We start from the raw sequence: 17,889 nt of genomic DNA, 5'->3' as shown, positions 1-17,889 counted from the left end.
CCGGCGCGTGTCACGGTGGGCTATCCGAGCGCAGATCGACCATGCGCTTGGAGCTCGGCCGTTCAGCTCAGCGCCATATAGCGCCCCGGCTTGTGGTTGATCGCGATGATGACGTTGACGATCACGATGCCGAGGATCGACAGCGCCAGCCGGTTCACGGGGATGACGAAGAATGCGGCGATCATGATGAGGAAATCGACGGCGAGCTGGAAATAGCCGGCGCGGATCTTCCAGTGCTCCTGCAGATACAGCGCCAGAATGTTGATCCCGCCAAGCCCGGTGCGATGCCGGAACAGCATCAACAGGCCGGTCCCGGTCAGGCCGGCGCCGATTACGGTGGCATAGATCGGATCGATATGGCTGATGTCGATCCATGACGTCGTCAGCCGTGAGAACAGGGCGACGAGCCCGACCGCGACAAAGGTGCGGATCGTGAACGGCCAGCCCATGCGCCGGACGGCCAACGCATAGAACGGCAGATTGATCAGGAAGAAGCTGACGCCGAAACCATAGCCGCTGATGTAGCTCAACAGCAGCGACAGACCGGCGGTGCTGCCGACCAGCAGCACCGTCTTGCTGTAGATCAGCATGCCGAGCGACACGAACAGCGTGCCCAGCGTCAGCGCCATCGCGTCCTCGTAGAGCTTGTGCCGCTCCTGAGCGACGATCTCTGTCACGGCCTTGATCCTTGCAGGCGATGTTTCAAAGCGACTTGAACAGGCCGGCAACGCGCGCGACCTCGGCGAGCTTCAGGCCTGCAATGTTGATGCGGCCCGAGGTCGGCATGTACACGCCGTGCTTTTCGCGCAAAGTCATGACCTCGGCCGGCGTCACCGGCAGCAGCGAGAACATGCCTTCCTGGACGCCGATCGCGATCGTGTTGGACCAGCGCCCGCCGAGCGCCTCGGCAAAAGAGCGGCGCAGCGCGGCGAGGCGCTGGCGCATCGTCTCGAGCTCGCTGCTCCAGTCGGCATAGAGGTCCGGCGTGTCGAGAATCGTCTTGACGATCGCCGAGCCATGGTCGGGCGGCATCGAATAGCTGGTGCGGGCGATGGAGACGAGATTGGAGCGCGCGGTCTCGGCTGCGGCCTGTGCCGAGGCGACGGCGTAGAGCGCGCCGGTCCGCTCGCGGTAGAGTCCGAAGGACTTCGAGCAGGACACCGCCAGCAGCGCCTCGGGCACGGCCGCGACCATTGCCCGCAGGCCGGCGGCATCGCCCTCGAGACCGGCGCCAAAACCCTGATAAGCGGAGTCGATCAGCGGCACGAGGCCACGCGCGGCCATCACGGCGGTGATGCGCGCAAAGTCCTCGGTGCTGAGCGGGGCGCCGGTCGGGTTGTGGCAGGAGGCGTGGATCAGGACGGCGTCGCCGGGCGCGGCGCGCTGCAGCGCCTCCAGCATGCGGTCGAGCTGCAGCGTCTGCGACGGAACGTCGAAGTAGGGATAGGTCTCGACCTCGAGCCCCGCCGCGGCGAAGATGCCGGCGTGGTTGGGCCAGCTCGGCAGTCCGAGCCAGATCTTGCCGGTGCCGGCCTGGCGGATCAAATCGGCGGCGAGGCGGAGCGCACCCGAGCCGCCCGGGGTCTGCACGCCTGCGGCATGGACCGAGGGCGCGGGGCCGCCGACGAGCGACCACAACAGGTCGAGGAAGAGCTGGTCGCCTTCCGGCGCCACATAGCTCTTGCTGTCCTGGCTCTCCCAGATGATGCGCTCCGCAGCTTTCACAGCGCGGAAGATCGGCGAATGGCCGGCCTCGTCGCGATACACGCCGACGCCGAGATCGACCTTGTCGGCTCTCGGGTCAGCCTTGAAGATGCCGATCAGAGCGAGCAGGGGATCCTCGGGCTGGCGGGTCAAGCGGTCGAACATCGGAGCGATCCTATTGGAGGAGGGGCCTGCCAGACGGCCATAAGCCGTCCTTGCGGGCGACGGGACACTATCTCGGTTGCAGCGCAAGAACAGCGGACATTTCGGCGATGCTCCGCTTCGTTCGCTGCATGGGCGGCCGTTGCGCCCTCAGAACTTGCCCTGGCCCGCCTGAGCGAACTGAGCGACAAGCGTCAGCGACTGCCTTCTGAGCCAGAACGGGGCTCGGGAGCCGGCTGTGGGGACTCGTTGCGGATCTTGCGCGCGCGCCTGGCGGCAAGCTGTGAGCGAACCCTGCCATCGACTTTGCGGCCTGTCGCACGTTGCCATTTCCGAAGCTCGGCCGCGGTCAGGATCACTTTCACGATCCGCTCGTCCGGGCGACTGCCGATCGTGTCGATGACCTCCTGAGCGCTGGCCAGCCATTCTTCATAAGTGTCGTGCAGATCCGGGCAGATCCGCCTGATGTCCTCCCACTCTTCGGGCTTGAACCAAGCCAGCGCAATCTCCAGAGTTGGCTCCATGTTTATCCTGCTCACCTGTCCGCTCTGAATGATATCTCAAGCTCGCGGAGGCCCGAAGGTCTGACGCCTTCCGGCGAGTCAGATGCGCGGCTTGGGCGCGGGCACCCGGTCGGAGTCGCCGGAGTTCGGTTCGCCCTTGGGTTCGATCAGGAGCACCTTGACCTCCTTGGCCGCGCGCGGCCGGTGGACGACCCCTTTGGGGACGACGAACAACTCGCCGGCCTTCACCGTCCGCGACGGCTGCCCCTGAATGTCCATCTCCATCTCGCCTTCCAGGACCAGGAAGAAGTCATCCGTCGTGTCATGCTTGTGGAACGGGAATTCTCCCATGAACTTCACGACCATCACGTCATTATCGTTGTAGTCCGCGACCACGTGCGGGTCCCAATGGCCTGAGAATTGGCTCAGCTTGTCGGCGAGGTTCACGGTCTTCATGTGGGAGTCTCCTGCTGCGAGGAATGAAATGTGAGCTGTCCAGTCGTCCCGGCCGGCTTGCGCGGGATGTAGCTGCTGCTCGAGCGCGAGCAAGCCGATCTCACACGCGACGACTTCGGCCGCATGTGAGCACGACCCGCGAACTCGCGGGTCGGTGCGTTCTGAGCTCAGCGCGGTAACGCTCAGATGCCGCCGGGCCGGTCGAGCTGCTTCAGCCAGGCGCCGATGTCGCGTGCGGCGACATTGGCCTGGTCGAGCAGCTTGCCCATCGTGAAGAAGCCGTGGAACTGGCCGGGATGGTTGCGATGCGTCACCGGCACGCCGGCCTCGCGCAAGCGGCGCGCGTAGTCGTCGCCCTCGTCGCGCAGCGGATCGGCGCCGGCCGTGAGCACATAGGCGGGCGGTAGCCCGGCTAGGGTTTCCGCCTTCGCCGGGGAGGCCCGCCAATCGTGGATGTCGGCGGCACTGTTGAGATAATGGTCGCGAAACCAGCGGATCACCGAATGCGTCAGCAGCACGCTGGTCTCGGGCTCGCTGTGCGAGGGATGGCTCATCGAAAAGTCGGTGGCCGGATAGATCAGCACCTGGCCTGAGAGCTTCGGGCCCTTGCCGTCACGCGCCAAGAGCGCGACGACGGCGGCGAGATTGCCGCCGGCGGAATCGCCGCCGACGCTGAGCCCGGCGGCATCGATGCCGAGCGCGGCGGCATTGTCGGCGATCCATCGTATGGCCGCGGCGGCGTCGTCGACCGCGGCCGGAAACTTGTGCTCGGGCGCGAGGCGGTAGTCGACCGAGATCACGATCAGTTCGCCTTCGTGCGCCAGCGCGCGGCAGACCACGTCATGCGACTCCAGATTGCCGATCACCCAGCCGCCGCCGTGATAGAACACCAATCCTGGTGCAAGACCGTTGTTCTGCCGCACCGTCCTTGGCCGATAGAGCCGTGCCGGGATTGTGCCATGCGGGGCAGGGATGGCGAGGTCCTTGACGTCCGCAAGCTCGGGCGGCTCGGGATTGCTCACGACGCGCGCGGCCAGATAGTAGTCCCGCGCCTCCTGTGGTGTCAGCGTCTCATAGGCCGGCCGACCGGCCTCCTGAAATGCTTTGTAGACGGTAGCGGCATCGGCATCGAGTTGCACGGGCATTGCAAAAACCTGTCGGGTTGAAAGACGGTCAAGTTGAAGGGACGTCAGGCGGCGGTGCGGCCGCCATCGACGGTGTAGGCCGCGCCGGAGACGTAGCTGGCATCGTCGGAGGCGAGGAAGGCGACGATCGAGGCGACCTCCGCGCCCTGGCCGAGCCGGCGCGCGGGGACGCGATCGACCACCTTGTCGGCCGGAACCGCGGCGCCGCTGCGCCCTTCGATGATCGCGCTCAGCATGCGGCTCTCGATCAGCCCGGGGCAGATGCAGTTCACACGGACATTGGTGCCGGTGCACTCCCAGGACGCGCTCTTGGTCAGGCCGATGACCGCGTGCTTGCTGGCGCTGTAGACGGCGATCTGCGGCGAGCCGATCAGGCCGGCGATCGAGGCGGTGTTGATGATCGAGCCGCGGTTCTGCTTCAGCATCACCGGCAGCACGTGCTTGAGGCCGAGGAAGACGCCGACGACGTTGACGTCGAGCACGCGACGGAACGCCTCCAGCGGATATGCGGTGATCGGCTTGATCTCGCCTTCGATGCCGGCATTGTTGAAGAACACGTCGATGGTGCCGAACCGATCGCACGCTTGTCGCACATAAGCCGCGACCTGGTCCTCGTCGGTGACGTCGGCGGCCACGGCGAGCGCCTCGGCGCTCGCCGGCAGGGCGGCCGTCGCGGCGGCGAGATCGGCCTCGCGCCGGTCCACGGCGACGATGCGGGCCCCGCGCGCGGCCAGCAGCCGCATGGTCGCGGCGCCGATGACGCCGGCCGCGCCGGTAACGACGGCCACTCGGCCGTCGAGACGGATCGAATCAGACATCGATTTCCTTCCCTTTGGCGCCGGTTCCGATCCGGCTCTTGATCACGACTATCTCATTGGAAGAACCGGCTGACCAGCACGCGGAGTGCTGGCAGCTCGCCCTTCCCCCGCCGTATTCGACATGTTAACGGGAGGGCTGATCGAGAGCGGCGGATGGGTCATGACGCGATTTGATTGTCCCGAACCCCGATTCGCCTGATAAAGCCGCGCGAGATGCACCGAACAATCGTCCTGACCGGTATCGCGGCATTGCTGGCCGCCACATCCCTCACGCTGTCCGTGCCGGCGCGCGCGCAGATCGGTACCATTTTCTCCGATCCCGTTCCGCGCCCGCCGGGCAACATTCCGCGCCGTGGCGAGCCGATTCCGCCTCCCGAGGAAGAGGAGGAGATCCCGGAGCTGCCGCAGGGCCGGGTGCTGCCGGCGCCAACCCGTCCGCCGCCAGGGCAGGGCGCCGCCCTGCCGGGTCCGGTCCAATCCCAGCCGCTGGCGCCGCCGCCGGGAACGACGATCCTGCCACAGAACAATCCTCCGGTCGCGGCCGTGCCGCCACCCGGCCAGCCGGGGGCTGCGCCTGGTCAGCGGCAGGCACCGCCACGCGGCGCACCCCAGAATGCAGCGATCCCGCCGAACGGCGCGGTACCGCAGACCCCGGCCACCATCCAGCCGGGCGACGAGGTCGTGACCGAACCGCCGGCGCAGAAGATCGTCAACAAGAAGGCGAGCTTCTCCGGGCTCGACAAGATCACCGGCCGCATCATCAATTTCGACGAGGATATCGGCGAGACCGTGCAGTTCGGGGCGCTCCGGGTAAAGACCGACGCCTGCTACACGAGGCCAGCCACCGAGGCCGCCAACACCGACGCGTTCGTGCAGGTCGACGAGATCACCTTGCAGGGCGAGGTGAAGCGCATCTTCTCGGGCTGGATGTTCGCGGCCAGCCCCGGTCTGCACGGCGTCGAGCACCCGATCTACGACATCTGGCTGGTTGACTGCAAAGAGCCGCAGACCACGGTCGTCAGCGCCGCCGCGCCGGATCAGAAGCCGGCCGCGGCGCCGCAGCCTGCGCAAAAGCGTCCGCCGCAGCAGCGGCAGGCGGCGCCCAGGCCGCCATCGCCGCCGCAGCAGAATCAGACCCAGCAGGTGCCGCCACCACCGCCGCCGCCCCAGGCGGGTGGACCGTTCGGCGGAGTGTTCAGATAACCTCGCTCAGCCGCGCGCTGCGATGATCGCGAGTGCCTCGGTGCCCGAGATCGGCCGATCAACCGCCAGCCTGGCGAAATTGGAGGCAGGCCCCCTCAGGGCCTTTTCGAGCAGCACGGTGTAGCGCCGGCGCGGGATCTCGACGGCGCCGAAGGTCTTGAGGTGCTCGGTGACGTATTGGGTGTCGAGCAGCTCGAAGCCCCCGGCGATCAGCCGCGCGACGAGATGCACGAGCGCGACCTTCGAGGCGTCGCGGGTGCGGTGAAACATGCTCTCGCCGAAGAAGGCGCGGCCCAGGCTGACGCCGTAGAGGCCGCCCACCAGCTCGCCATCCTGCCAGCATTCGACGCTGTGGCAATGGCCAAGCGCGTGGAGGCCGGTGTAGAGCTCGCGGATACGCTTGTTGATCCAGGTGTCCTCGCGGCCAGGCTGCGGCTCGGCGCAGCCATCCATCACCGCCTTGAACGCCTGGTTCACGGTCACGGCGAAGGCGTCCGACCGGACCGTGCGCGCAAGGCGCGAGGCGACGCGAAAGCCGTCGAGCGGAATGACGCCGCGCAGCTCCGGCTCGACCCAGAACAAGGTCGGGTCGTCGGCACTTTCGGCCATCGGGAAGATGCCGCAGGCATAGGCACGCAGCAGGACCTCGGGCGTAATCTCGGACGCTGCAGAGTCGCGCGTATTCATGGGATCAGCATAGCAGGCCGATGCCGGGCGCGCGATGGTTGCGTGCCGGCTGCGTCGGCTCAGCCGACCGCGGCAGCCGCGGGCTTGGGAGCATCTTTTTCGAGGCGGAAGCGGACCACGATCCTGGTGCCGGCATGGCTCGGATCGGGGCCGACGGTGGCGTCGAGCTTGGTCGCCATGGCGCTGACGATGCGCTGGCCCATTCCGGTCGAGCGCGGATCGCTGGTTGCGTTGAGGCCGACGCCGTTGTCGGCGATCGACAGCACGATGTCCTCACCTGCAAGCTTCAGCTCGACATGGATCGGGCCCGGCCCATCGGGGTAGGCGTATTTGACCGCGTTCATGACCAGCTCGTTGACGACGATACCGATCGCGACCGCGCGATCCGGGTCGATCTCGACCGGCTCCGCCTTCAGGGTCAGCCGCGACATCCGGTTGCCCTCGGCCGAGCGGCGCAGGTCGTCGAGCAGCGAATCCAGATACTGGTTGAGCAGCACGCTCTTGAGATCCTGAGACGTGTAGAGGCGGCGGTGCACCTGCGCCACAGCGGCGACGCGGCCCATTGCATTGGTGAGCGCGGCCTTGACGTCGTCCTGGGTGCTGGAGTTGGCCTGAAGATGCAGCAGCGAGGCGATGATCTGCAGCGAATTGCCGACGCGATGATTGACCTCGCGCAGCAGGACCTCGCGCTCGGCCGCCAGCGCCGCGTAGCGGTCGCGTGATGCCCGCACTTCCGCCTCCGCCTCGTCGCGGGCCTTCTGCAGCCGGGCCTGGCGCACCGCGCCTTCGGCCGCGACCTGCAGCAGGGGAATGAACTCGCCCTGCACGTCCTTGACGAGGTAGTCGGCCGCGCCGGCCTTCAGGGCCGTGACCGCGATCTTGGAATCCTGTGAGGCGGTGACGAACACCACCGGCGGCGGTTCGGGCAGCGCCATGATGCGCTCCAGCGTCTCGAGTCCGTCGAAGCCTGGCATGTACTGGTCGAGCGCCACGACGTCGATGCCGCCGCGCTCCAGCCGCTGCAAGCCCGCGCTGCCGTCGGCGGCGTGTTCCACCGTGAAGCCCAATCGCTTGAGCCCGCGCTCGACCAGCCGCGCCAGCGCTGCGTCGTCGTCGATATAGAGCAGCGTGGGGGCGGCGGAGCTCATGCGGCGGGCGGAACCTGGATGACGGAGAAGAACAGGCCGAGTTGGCGAATGGCGTTGGCGAAGCTTTCGTAGTTGACCGGCTTGGTGATGTAGACGTTGCAGCCGAGTTCGTAGCAGCGCTTGATCTCCTGCGAGTCATCCGTCGTGGTGAGGATGACCACCGGCGCGCTCTTCAGGAAACTGTTCTGCTTGACCATCTTGAGGATGTCGATGCCGGTCATGTCCGGCAGGTTCAGGTCGAGCAGGATCAGCAATGCGTGCCCCTTGTGATCGAGGCCGGTGCCGTCAGCACCCAGCAGATACTTCACGGCATCTGTACCATTGGTGAACGGCTTGATCTCGTTGTTGACGCCGGACCGGCGGATATTGCGCTCGATCAGGCGGGCGTGGCCTTCGTCGTCCTCGATCATGATGATCGTCACGGGCATGGTCATCGGTCTGAGTTCCGGTTTGAGGCGTTCCAGTTGATCGGGAGCGTGATGGTGAACGTGCTGCCCTGGTCGAGCTCCGACGCGACCGACATGGTTCCGCCGAGCCGACGCACCAGCGCGCGGACATGCGCCAATCCAATCCCCTGACCCGGACGGTCCTGGGTCCCGGCGCGACGGAACAGATCAAAGATACGTTGATGATCCCTGGGATCAATCCCCCGGCCGTTGTCCGTAACCTCGAAGATGGCAAAACCGAGCTTGGTACGGGCGCGAATGGCGATGTCGCCGGGAACGCCCGGCTTGAGATATTTGATGGCGTTGTCGATCAGGTTGGAGAAGATCTGCTCCAGCGCCAGGCGGTCGCTGACGATGGCCGGCAACGGTTCCACGCGGATGGTGGTGTCGGTTTCCGCAGCCTGATGCGCCAGCGTCGAGACGATGCCCTCGATCAGCTCGCGGGTATCGATCCGCACCGGCACGAACTCGCGGCGGCCCTCGCGGGTCAGGTTGAGGATGGCCGTGATCAGCCGGTCCATCTTGGCGATCGAGGATTTGATGAAGCCGAGCGCCTCGCTGAAATCCTCCGACAGCTGCTGGTCGGCGCCTTCGAGCTCGGGCTCAGCGCCTTCCGCCGGCGGCGGCGCGTCGGAGGCCGCCCGCGCCAGCGTCGCGATCCGCCGGAAGATGTCGTTGCGCAGCTCGTCGAGCTCGCTGGTGAAGCCCATGATGTTGACGAGCGGCGAGCGCAGGTCGTGGCTCACGATATAGGCGAAGCGCTGGATCTCCTCATTGGCCTCGCGCAGGTCCGCGGTGCGCTCGTCGACGGTGGCTTCGAGGTTGAGGTTGCTCTCGCGCAGCCTGGCCTCGGCCTCGTCGCGCGCGCTGGCCGAGCGGCGCACAAGGAGCACCGAGATGATCGCGAGCAGGACGACCAGGGCCGAGCCAGTCACCGTCACGACGGTCGCCAGCTGCTGGCTGCGGTCGGCATTGGCGGTGCGCAGCACGAACAGCCGCTCTTCCTCCAGCCGCATGCGATTGGCGAGATCGCGGATGTTGATGCTGGTGTTGCCGGAAGCGGCGCTCCGCACGAGCGCGGCGGCGGCGGCGAGGTCACCCTGCGCGGCCAGCTCCTTCTCGCGCCTGAACTGGCCGAGGCGGGTGTCGATTTCGGCGCGGACCTGGCGGAGCAGCTCGACCTGGGCAGGATTGTCGGCCACGAGTGTTCCGAGCTTGTCGAGCACCGGCGCGATCGCGGTGACGGCGGCGTCGTGATCGGTCAGAAACGTATTGTCCTGGGTCAGCAGGTAGGCGCGGGCGCCGCTCTCGGCCCGGCGGACCTCGAGCAGCAGAGCGTTGATCTGGTTCTCCGCCTCGATGGTGTGCACCACCCAGGCGTTGTCTTTGCGGGCCTTGTTGACGAGCAGCACCGAGGCCGTGCTGACGACGACCAGCACCAGGAATCCCGCCGACAGCAGCAGGATTTGTCCCAGCGTGCGCCTTTGTCCAATCTCAGGCGCCACCGCTCACTCGCATGCCAATTGAAATACCTGCCCCCTCAGCGGAACCGCCGAAAGAGCAGAACGCAGTGCGGGCTGGAGGGTTCCGGCGCGTCAGTGGAATTTTGCGGTTAGCCGCTCACTCCGCCTTCTGGCCAGCGAGGTACTGTTCGAGCCAGTGGATGTGATAGTCGCCATCGATGATGGCCGGCTCGCGGACAAGGGCCCTGAACAGCGGCAGCGTGGTCTCGATGCCGTCGACGACCATCTCGTCCAGTGCGCGCCGCAGCCGCATCAGGCATTCGACCCGGGTCTTGCCGTGGACGATCAGCTTGCCAACCAGCGAGTCGTAATAGGGCGGGATCACGTAGCCCTGATAGACGGCAGAGTCGATGCGGACGCCGAGGCCGCCAGGCGGGTGGTACTGCAGGATCTTGCCCGGCGAGGGCCGGAAGGTGACAGGGTTTTCCGCATTGACGCGGCACTCGATGGAGTGGCCGTTGATGACAACCTGGTCCTGGGTCATCGGCAGGTCGCCGCCGGCGGCGATGCGGATCTGCTCCAGCACGAGGTCGATCCCGGTGATCATCTCCGTGACGGGATGCTCGACCTGGATGCGGGTATTCATCTCGATGAAATAGAATTCGCCGTCCTCGTAGAGGAATTCGATGGTGCCGACGCCGATATATTTCAGCTCCTGCATCGCCTTGGCGACGGTGTTGCCGATCTTGGCCCGGGCCGCTGCGTCAAGCACCGGGGAGGGGCCTTCCTCCCAGACCTTCTGATGGCGCCGCTGCAACGAGCAGTCGCGCTCGCCGAGATGGATGGCGCCGCCGCGGCCGTCGCCGAGCACCTGGATCTCGATGTGACGCGGCTTCTGCAGATACTTCTCCAGATAGACCGAGGCGTCGCCGAACGCCGATCTCGCCTCGTTGGCCGCTGTGGTCAGCGCCAGCTGCAGGTCGGCCTCGGTGTGGGCGACCTTCATGCCGCGGCCGCCGCCGCCGGCGGCTGCCTTGACCAGCACCGGGAAGCCGATCTCCTTGGCGATCGCCATCGCGTCGTGGTCCGGAGTGACAGCGCCATCCGAGCCTGGAACGACGGGAATGCCCAGCCGCTTGGCCGTTTTCTTGGCCTCGATCTTGTCGCCCATCAGGCGGATGTGCTCCGCCTTCGGCCCGATGAAATGCAGATTGTGGTCCGCGAGAATCTCGGCGAAGCGCGCGTTCTCCGACAGGAAGCCGTAGCCGGGATGCACGGCGTCGGCGCCGGTGATCTCGCAGGCGGCGAGCAGGGCGGGAATGTTGAGATAGCTGTCCTTCGACGGCGGCGGCCCGATGCAGACGCTTTCGTCGGCGAGGCGGACATGCATCGCATCGGCGTCGGCGGTGGAATGCACCGCGACGGTGGAGATACCGAGCTCCTTGCAGGCCCTGAGGATGCGAAGGGCGATTTCGCCGCGATTGGCGATGAGGATCTTGTCGAACATGGTGCCTCGGGCGCGAGTGGCGAGTAGTGAGCGGCGAACATGGAATGGTGGACCATTCGCTTTCGCCGTCCGCTAGTCGCGCTTATTCGATGATGACGAGCGGCTCGCCGTACTCCACGGGCTGGCCGTCCTCGACCAGGATCTGCGTCACCGTCCCGGCGCGCGGTGACGGAATCTGGTTCATCGTCTTCATCGCCTCGATGATCATCAGGGTCTGACCGACGGACACCTTGGAGCCGACCTCGACGAACGGCTTGGCGCCGGGCTCGGGCGCCCAGTAGGCGGTACCGACCATGGGAGAGGGCACCACGCCGGGATGTTTTGACAAGTCCGCGCCGGCGGCTGCCGCGGTGGCGGCTGCGACCACGGGAACGCCAGCGGCGGCTGTTCCGATGGCCGAATGGACGGCCGCCGCAACGGTCACGTTGCGGGCAACGCGGATGCGAAGGCCGGCACGCTCCAGCTCGATCTCGGTCAGGCTGGTCTCATCCAGCAGCGCTGCGAGCTCGCGAATGAGCTGGCTGTCTTCGGATTTCGCGATGGTCTTGTCGTCGGGCTGGGGCGCCATGATCTGATCCGGAACGTTGGGTGCGTGAGGACTGTGACGTCAGGCTTGCGCTAGATGTCGGTCTGCGTGACGGCTTTGGCGCCGATCTTGGCGGCGAGGCCGGTGATCGCCAGCCGGTAGCCGTCGATGCCGAAGCCGCAGATCGAGGCAAACGCGGCCTTCGCGGTGAAAGAATGGTGCCGGAAGCTCTCGCGGGCGTGAATGTTGCTGATGTGCACTTCGACGGTGGGGATCTTCACCCCCATCAGCGCGTCGTGCAAGGCAATGGAGGTATGCGAGTAGGCGCCGGCATTGAGGATGATTCCGACCGCACCGCGGCTGCGGGCCTCATGGATGCAATCCACGAGCACACCCTCATGGTTCGACTGCCGGCACTCCGCCGTCAGGCCGAAGCGCGCGGCCGTCTCGACGCAGAGCCGTTCGACGTCTGCCAGGGTGGCATGGCCATAGGTCTCCGGCTCGCGGGTGCCCAGCAGGTTGAGGTTGGGTCCGTTGAGGACATAGATCGTGTTGTGCGCGGCGTCGGCCATTCCCATCCCGGCGGTGTGGCGGCAGTGGGCGGCGTTATAGGTAACAAAGCCGCCAAGGGGAAGCCTTTCGGCAGCCGGGCCGGCTGCCCGAGGCTTGGTCCGTCAGACGAAAAAACCGTCTTAAGTGTACGAAATTGCTGGTTAACCAGGTTTGTCCACGGGGCTGCACGGGCTGCGTGTGATCGCCCTTACGTGCTCTTTGCGCAATAGAATGGGGCGGGCATTGCTGCCCGCCCGCCCCATGTCCTCATCGCCTGCCTGGTCGGGATCAGGCGTCGAGAACTGCGACGATCTCGTAGGTGCGGGGATCGATCACGATGATCTGCTCACGCACCAAGATGAAGTCGTATCCGCGCCATTCCGGATAGATCGTCACGACTTCCGCAGGGAGCCGGTGGAAGTGAACGTCGCGCGGCACCCGGGTGCCGACCGAGATGTTAAAGTTCACGTTGGTCACCGGCTCGACGCGCTGGCTGCGGATCACGCTGGTGATCTTGGTGCGCTGCTCGGTGGTGAGCTTGGCGCCGGCGCCGGCCTGTCCGGTGGTGGTCTGCGACCGGTCGCTGCCGGTCTTGGTTTCGGCGTTCGTGCTGGTGCCGCTCTTGCTGTCGCGACCCTCGGCCTTCATGTTCTTGGAGCCGGCCTTGTCGGTCTCGGAGGTCGCGCCCTTGGCATTCGGACCCTTCATGCCTTCCTCGGCGCGCTGGCCCTTGGTCGCACCGGGCTTCTGCTCGGACTGACTGGAGCGCATGTCGGACGCAGGCGAGCCGCTGTCGCGATGCATCGCGCCGCCGGGCGCGTTCATGCCACCGCTCGATGCTCCGCCGGCAGCACCACCGGTCGCACCGCCCTGCATGGCTGCGCCGCCGGACTGTCCAGCTGCGCCGCCCGCACCGCCGGTACCTTGCGCATGAGCAAAACCTGCACCCGCCAGGAGCGCGATTGCAGCAACTGATACCATCAAGCGATTGGTCATCCTCTATCCTCCTCGTATTTGCACTGCCCGCGCCGACAACGGCAGGAGGTAGGAGTCGTTCCGTGCGTCGCTGATCGTTCCGGAAAAATGTCGCAGATCGCAACTTTATGAACGGATGCTCAGGGTCATGAATGCTGCATGACGACAACAGTGATCCGTTGCGTGTCGCCGGCGACCTCGCATGAGCTACGCGCCGTGACGTTCGCGCGCGTAGCGGACGAGCGCCAAGAATCGATAGAGGCCGTGCACGAACTTGCCGTAGGGCATCGTGATGAAGAGCGCGAACACCGCACCGAGATGGAGCGCGAGCAGCAGGCCCATCGTGCTGGTCTCGCGTAGCAAGAGGAGGGCGAGCCCGGTTGCGCCGGTAAGGACGAGCATCGCCAGGAACGCGACGTCCATGGCGCGACTGCCCGCATCCATCATCGCAGGCTCACGCCTGCGCTTGGCGGTGTGGAGTCCGAGCGGACCGACCACGATGCCCAATCCGCCCAGCGTGCCGAGCACGACCGGCAGGTCCCACAACGGATAGGGCGCCTCACGGTGCAGAAGATAGTGATAGAGCGTCGCGACGCTGGTCGATGCGACGCAGAGCATGAAGCCCCAGAACGTCAGATGGTGATAGAACCGCCGGGTGTCGCGTGGCCGCTCGTCCTCGTTGTAGCAGCCGACGCCGCCGCCATCGAGATAGCGCAGGCTGGCTGCGTCGCGAACGGCGCGCAGCAGTGGACGTGGGCGCGTCAAGGTCGAGCTCGGCTCGCCGATATCATTCCAGAACGCCCGAGCGCCCATGATGAAGGCGATGATGGCCCACAGGAAGGCGGCGCCGAACAACAGCGCCATCGCGTTGTGGGGCATGAGCGCGTAGAACGAGCCGGGGCCGTGCCGGCTTGCAAACACCGCGGCGGGATCGTTGAAGGCCACGATGCCGACGATGAACGCGGCCATGCTGACCACCGCGATGAGCGACACCGCGAGACCATTGCGCCTGAACAGCGGCGCCAGCGCGCGCGGCCAGGCATAGTCGGCATAGCTCTCGTGCCGCACCCGGGCCAGAACGGAGGGGACGCGGACGTCGAACTCGTGCGGGGGGGAGAACTGGCAGTCGACGTAGCAGGCCCCGCAGGCATGGCAGAGATTGGCGAGATAGTTGAGGTCGCCGCCGGTGAAGGCGCGGCGCATCTCCATTGCCGGAAACACGGCGCAGAGTCCCTCGCAATAGCGGCAGGAATTGCAGATCGTCATCAGCCGATCCGCCTCGGTCAACGCTTCACTGCGCTGCATGTGTCGCTGCTCCCTGGCCGGCGATACGCCCGAACACGCTGCCGATCGTCATGCCGATTCCTGCGGCATAGCCGCGGCCGAGCACGTTGCCGGCCATGATCTCGCCTGCGGCGTACATGTTGTCGGCGGGACCGCCGGACTTCATCATCATCTTTGCGGCGTGATCGACCCGCACGCCGAGATAGGTGAAGGTAATGCCGGGCCGAACCGGATAGGCGTAGTAGGGGCCGCTATCGATGCGGCGCGCCCAATGCGATTTCGGCGGCGTCAGGTTCTCGGTGCGGCAATCGTCGAGGATGTCGGGATTGAATTGTCCGTCGCGCACCGATGCGTTGAAATGCGCGACGGTGGCGGTCAGCTTGTCCGGATCGAGGCCGAGCCTGCCGGCGAGCTCGGTGATGCTGGCCGCCTCGATCGCGGGGTAGAGCGACGGCATGAACAGGTTCGCCGATTTCGCGTCGAAGATGATGTAGGCGATCTGGTCCGGCTGAGCGGCAACCAAGCGTCCCCAGATCGCGTAGCGCTTCGGCCAGACGTCCTCGCCTTCGTCGTAGAATCGCTCAGCGTTGTTGTTGACGACGATGCCGAACACGACGCAGTCGAGCCGCGTGATGATGCCGCCGTCATATTTTGGTGCGCGCGCATCGATCGCCACCGCGTGGCACTGGGTCGGATCGCCGATGCTGTCGACGCCGGCGCCGAGCAGCATGTCGAGCACCGTACCGCGATTGTTGGGCGTGCCGCGGATCAGGAAGTTGCGCGCGATCTCGCCCCAGCCCTCGACCAGCCTGTCGATGTTGGCTTCGAAGCCGCCCGCTGCCGCAACCAGCGCCTTGCCGCAGATTCGCGTCCTGGCGTCACGCTGTCGGATGATCGCAGCGTCGAAACGGGTCTCATCGATGTCGAGCCCGACGACCTCCGCCTCATACAGCACGTCGACGCCGAGCCGCTCGGCGGTGAGATACAACGCATTGAGCATGGCCCGGCCGCCGCCCAGGAAGAACGAGTTGGTCCGCCCTAAGCTCAGCGTCCCGCCGAGCGACGGCTGGAAACGCACGCCCTGTGCGACGATCCAGTCGAGCATGTCCTTGGACTCGCGGATCATCAGGCGGGCCAGTTGTTCGTTGGTCTGGCCTTCGGTGACGCGCAGGAGATCGTCCCAGAACTCGTCCTCGGTGTAGGGGCCGCTCAACGTCGCGGTCGCCGCGTCATGGGCGCAGCGCATGTTGCGGGTGTGGCGCGTATTGCCACCGCGATAGAACTTGGAGGCGGCCTCCAGCACGATGACCGAGGCCCCGGCGCGCCGTGCCGCAATGGCGGCGCAGAGGGCTGCGTTGCCGCCGCCGACCACGACGACGTCGTAGGTCAGGGGATGGTCGGCGAGATCGCTCTGATCAGTCATTGCAGGCCCTCGCGGACGCAAGGCGGCGGGGCCTGGATCGGCTTTGGTCCGCACAGCAACGCCATCGGCATGTCAGCCGTCGGCCAAGCGATGATGGATGGTACGGAAGTAAAGGCTACAGTGGGCATAGAAATAGTATGCTATTGTATACAAAAATATGCAAGATAGGCTGTTGTTCGCAACGAGATTGTGAAATGGTGACCCCATGTCCTCGGAAGCGCCATCGCTCACCATCGATCGTGACAACGTCTCTCTCGGCGAAGCGGTATTTCGTGCGCTGTGCCATGCGCTGGAGAACGGCTTCTATCGCTCCGGCGATCGGCTGCGTGAGGACGAGGTCGCCCAGAAGCTGAACGTCAGCCGGACGCCGGTCCGTGAGGCCTTCGGCAAGCTGGTGGCCAAGGGGTGGGTGCAGCCGGCTGGTGGACGCGGCCTGATCGTGCGCAGTCTCGACGAGAATGAAGTCCTCGAGCTGTACGCGATGCGGGAAATTCTCGAAGGCGCCGCCGCCCGGCTCGCCGCGCAGTATGCCGTGTCGGCCGAGATCGCGGCGCTCCGCGACATTCATGCACGCTTTGTCAGCGGGGGGGACGACGCCGCCGAGCTAGCGCGGCTGAACCGGCTGATGCACGGTGCGATCCAGCGCGCGGCGCGCAACCGCTACCTCGATGCCGCCCTCGAGGACATGCATGTCGCGACAGCGCTGCTGGGAACCACGACGTTTGCGGCCGAAGGACGTGCGGCAACTGCCGCGGCCGAGCATGGTGAGCTGATCGAAGCGATCGCGATCCGCGATCCCGATCGGGCCGAGGCGATTGCACGCGGGCACATCCGCGAGGCACTTCGAACCCGGCTCGGCATGAAGCTGAAGGGATAGGCGAGGGCGCTGCCGCCACCCGGCTGCCGCTTCGCCACCGGCTCACGGCAAAAGCAGAAGGCCGGCTGAGACAGCCGGCCTTCGATTGATCCCGTGATGGCGAGACGCTTTGGCAGAGATGCTCAGCAGCTCGCCTTGCCGCAGCGGGCCGCGCTGATCTTCTCGCGCAGGCCCTCGACGCCGACGGCGCCGATCACGACCTGCTTGCCGATCACGTAGCTCGGCGTCCCGTTCATGCCCATCTCCTCGGCGAGCTTGAAGTTTTCCTCGATCGTCGCCTTGGCCTCGGGGCTCGCCATGTCCTTCTCGACGCGCGCCATGTCGAGCCCGAGATCCTTGGCGACCGCGAGCGCATGGGCCTTGTCGGCCTGGCCGCGGCCGCCCAGCAGCTTCTGGTGGAAGTCGAGATATTTCTGCGGGGCCTGCATGCGAACGGCGACGGCGACCTGCGCGGCCTCGACGGAGCCCTGGCTCAGCACGGGAAATTCCTTGAGCACGACCTTCAGCTTCGGGTCGCTCTTCATCAGCTCCATCATGTCGGCCATCGCGCGCTTGCAGTAGCCGCAATTGTAGTCGAAGAACTCGACGAAGGTGACGTCGCCATCCTTGTTGCCGAGCACGACGCCGCGCGGCGAGTTGAAAATGGTCTCGGCGTTCTTGCTGACGCTGGCCTCGTGCTTGGCCGCCTCGGCTGCCGTCTGGCGCTTCTGCAGCTCGGCCATCGCCTCTTCGAGCACCTCGGGATGCGCGATCAGGTAGTTTCGGACGATGGTCTCGATCTCGCCCCGCTGGCTGTCGGAGAAGCTCTCCGCCGACGCGAGCTGAGGCACGCCGCAGAGCGAAAGCGCGAGCAACATCGCGGGAATGAGCGTGCGGACTGACGGCATGAAGGAGGTCCTCTGGGTCAAATGATCGGGTCCTTGTCGATGGTCGTGACGGTATTTTGATATTCTGGATCGGATGATAGCAGTAGTTCAAAACTTCAGCGGGCGCCAACTCCGCTGTCCGAC

19 protein-coding genes are annotated in these 17,889 nt (G+C 65.9%); 2 read left to right on the top strand and 17 right to left on the bottom strand.

The annotated features are described in order from the left end of the window. Positions 1–62: 62 nt before the first annotated feature. From ACQR0U_RS07600 to ACQR0U_RS07575, 6 genes are all read right to left on the bottom strand, one after another. The gene (locus ACQR0U_RS07600) at positions 63–677 is read right to left on the bottom strand and encodes a YitT family protein (protein WP_315712219.1); all 615 of its coding nucleotides are present in this window, start codon (positions 675–677) and stop codon (positions 63–65) included. 25 nt (positions 678–702) lie between these two features. Continuing rightward, positions 703–1,869, bottom strand: coding sequence for an amino acid aminotransferase (locus tag ACQR0U_RS07595; protein WP_434841005.1), 1,167 nt, complete (start codon positions 1,867–1,869; stop codon positions 703–705). A gap of 191 nt (positions 1,870–2,060) precedes the next feature. Next, positions 2,061–2,390 carry a hypothetical protein gene (locus ACQR0U_RS07590; RefSeq protein ID WP_315712215.1) on the bottom strand — a complete coding sequence of 110 codons (330 nt, stop codon included), beginning with the start codon at positions 2,388–2,390 and terminating at the stop codon, positions 2,061–2,063. A gap of 78 nt (positions 2,391–2,468) precedes the next feature. After that, on the bottom strand, positions 2,469–2,825 hold the full coding sequence (locus ACQR0U_RS07585; protein WP_315712213.1) for a cupin domain-containing protein: 357 nt from the start codon (positions 2,823–2,825) through the stop codon (positions 2,469–2,471). Positions 2,826–3,007: 182 nt separating this feature from the next. Beyond that, entirely contained in the window at positions 3,008–3,970 is a 963-nt protein-coding gene (locus tag ACQR0U_RS07580) for an alpha/beta hydrolase (RefSeq protein ID WP_434841006.1), read from the bottom strand. Positions 3,971–4,014: 44 nt separating this feature from the next. Beyond that, positions 4,015–4,788, bottom strand: a complete 774-nt coding sequence (locus tag ACQR0U_RS07575) for an SDR family NAD(P)-dependent oxidoreductase (protein ID WP_315712210.1) — start codon at positions 4,786–4,788, stop codon at positions 4,015–4,017. 213 nt (positions 4,789–5,001) lie between these two features. On the opposite strand from ACQR0U_RS07575, the gene ACQR0U_RS07570 reads away from it, so the two are divergent. After that, complete coding sequence (locus ACQR0U_RS07570; RefSeq protein WP_316164753.1) at positions 5,002–5,991, top strand: DUF2155 domain-containing protein; 990 nt, start codon at positions 5,002–5,004, stop codon at positions 5,989–5,991. 6 nt (positions 5,992–5,997) lie between these two features. Here ACQR0U_RS07570 and aat read toward each other — a convergent pair whose 3' ends face one another. From aat to tcuA, 10 genes are all read right to left on the bottom strand, one after another. After that, positions 5,998–6,678, bottom strand: coding sequence for a leucyl/phenylalanyl-tRNA--protein transferase (gene aat, locus ACQR0U_RS07565; RefSeq protein ID WP_434841007.1), 681 nt, complete (start codon positions 6,676–6,678; stop codon positions 5,998–6,000). A 59-nt stretch (positions 6,679–6,737) separates the two neighbouring features. Then, positions 6,738–7,826 (bottom strand): sensor histidine kinase, encoded by a 1,089-nt coding sequence (locus tag ACQR0U_RS07560; RefSeq protein ID WP_315712206.1) that lies wholly within the window; start codon positions 7,824–7,826, stop codon positions 6,738–6,740. Then, positions 7,823–8,260, bottom strand: a complete 438-nt coding sequence (locus tag ACQR0U_RS07555) for a response regulator (protein WP_172109443.1) — start codon at positions 8,258–8,260, stop codon at positions 7,823–7,825. Before ACQR0U_RS07555 ends, ACQR0U_RS07560 begins: the two co-directional genes overlap by 4 nt. Next, positions 8,257–9,777, bottom strand: a complete 1,521-nt coding sequence (locus tag ACQR0U_RS07550) for a sensor histidine kinase (protein ID WP_316184967.1) — start codon at positions 9,775–9,777, stop codon at positions 8,257–8,259. Before ACQR0U_RS07550 ends, ACQR0U_RS07555 begins: the two co-directional genes overlap by 4 nt. A 115-nt stretch (positions 9,778–9,892) precedes the next feature. Next, the gene (gene accC / locus ACQR0U_RS07545) at positions 9,893–11,242 is read right to left on the bottom strand and encodes an acetyl-CoA carboxylase biotin carboxylase subunit (RefSeq protein WP_315712202.1); all 1,350 of its coding nucleotides are present in this window, start codon (positions 11,240–11,242) and stop codon (positions 9,893–9,895) included. Between the two features lie 82 nt (positions 11,243–11,324). Continuing rightward, on the bottom strand, positions 11,325–11,810 hold the full coding sequence (gene accB, locus ACQR0U_RS07540) for an acetyl-CoA carboxylase biotin carboxyl carrier protein (RefSeq protein WP_316164755.1): 486 nt from the start codon (positions 11,808–11,810) through the stop codon (positions 11,325–11,327). Between the two features lie 50 nt (positions 11,811–11,860). After that, positions 11,861–12,340: a type II 3-dehydroquinate dehydratase gene (gene aroQ / locus ACQR0U_RS07535; protein ID WP_315712200.1), complete on the bottom strand. Its 480-nt coding sequence runs from the start codon at positions 12,338–12,340 to the stop codon at positions 11,861–11,863. A 268-nt stretch (positions 12,341–12,608) separates the two neighbouring features. Continuing rightward, positions 12,609–13,316, bottom strand: a complete 708-nt coding sequence (locus ACQR0U_RS07530) for a DUF1236 domain-containing protein (protein WP_316192618.1) — start codon at positions 13,314–13,316, stop codon at positions 12,609–12,611. 186 nt (positions 13,317–13,502) lie between these two features. Further along, a complete protein-coding gene (gene tcuB / locus ACQR0U_RS07525) occupies positions 13,503–14,600 on the bottom strand; it encodes a tricarballylate utilization 4Fe-4S protein TcuB (protein ID WP_434841008.1) in 1,098 nt (365 codons plus the stop codon). Then, positions 14,587–16,002 carry an FAD-dependent tricarballylate dehydrogenase TcuA gene (gene tcuA, locus ACQR0U_RS07520; RefSeq protein WP_316173741.1) on the bottom strand — a complete coding sequence of 472 codons (1,416 nt, stop codon included), beginning with the start codon at positions 16,000–16,002 and terminating at the stop codon, positions 14,587–14,589. The genes tcuB and tcuA overlap by 14 nt, the downstream gene beginning before the upstream one ends. Before the next feature lie 205 nt (positions 16,003–16,207). Here tcuA and ACQR0U_RS07515 point away from each other — a divergent pair, with 205 nt between their 5' ends. Then, complete coding sequence (locus tag ACQR0U_RS07515) at positions 16,208–16,879, top strand: GntR family transcriptional regulator (protein ID WP_315712636.1); 672 nt, start codon at positions 16,208–16,210, stop codon at positions 16,877–16,879. Between the two features lie 122 nt (positions 16,880–17,001). Here the strand turns inward: ACQR0U_RS07515 and ACQR0U_RS07510 are convergent, their stop codons facing one another. Then, positions 17,002–17,766 (bottom strand): DsbA family protein, encoded by a 765-nt coding sequence (locus ACQR0U_RS07510; RefSeq protein WP_315712195.1) that lies wholly within the window; start codon positions 17,764–17,766, stop codon positions 17,002–17,004. Positions 17,767–17,889 lie beyond the last annotated feature (123 nt).

Source organism: Bradyrhizobium sp. HKCCYLRH3097, assembly GCF_051167875.1.
GTDB lineage: Bacteria > Pseudomonadota > Alphaproteobacteria > Rhizobiales > Xanthobacteraceae > Bradyrhizobium.
Note: the sequence above shows the minus strand (reverse complement) of the source record. Positions and strands in the feature narration are given on the sequence as shown.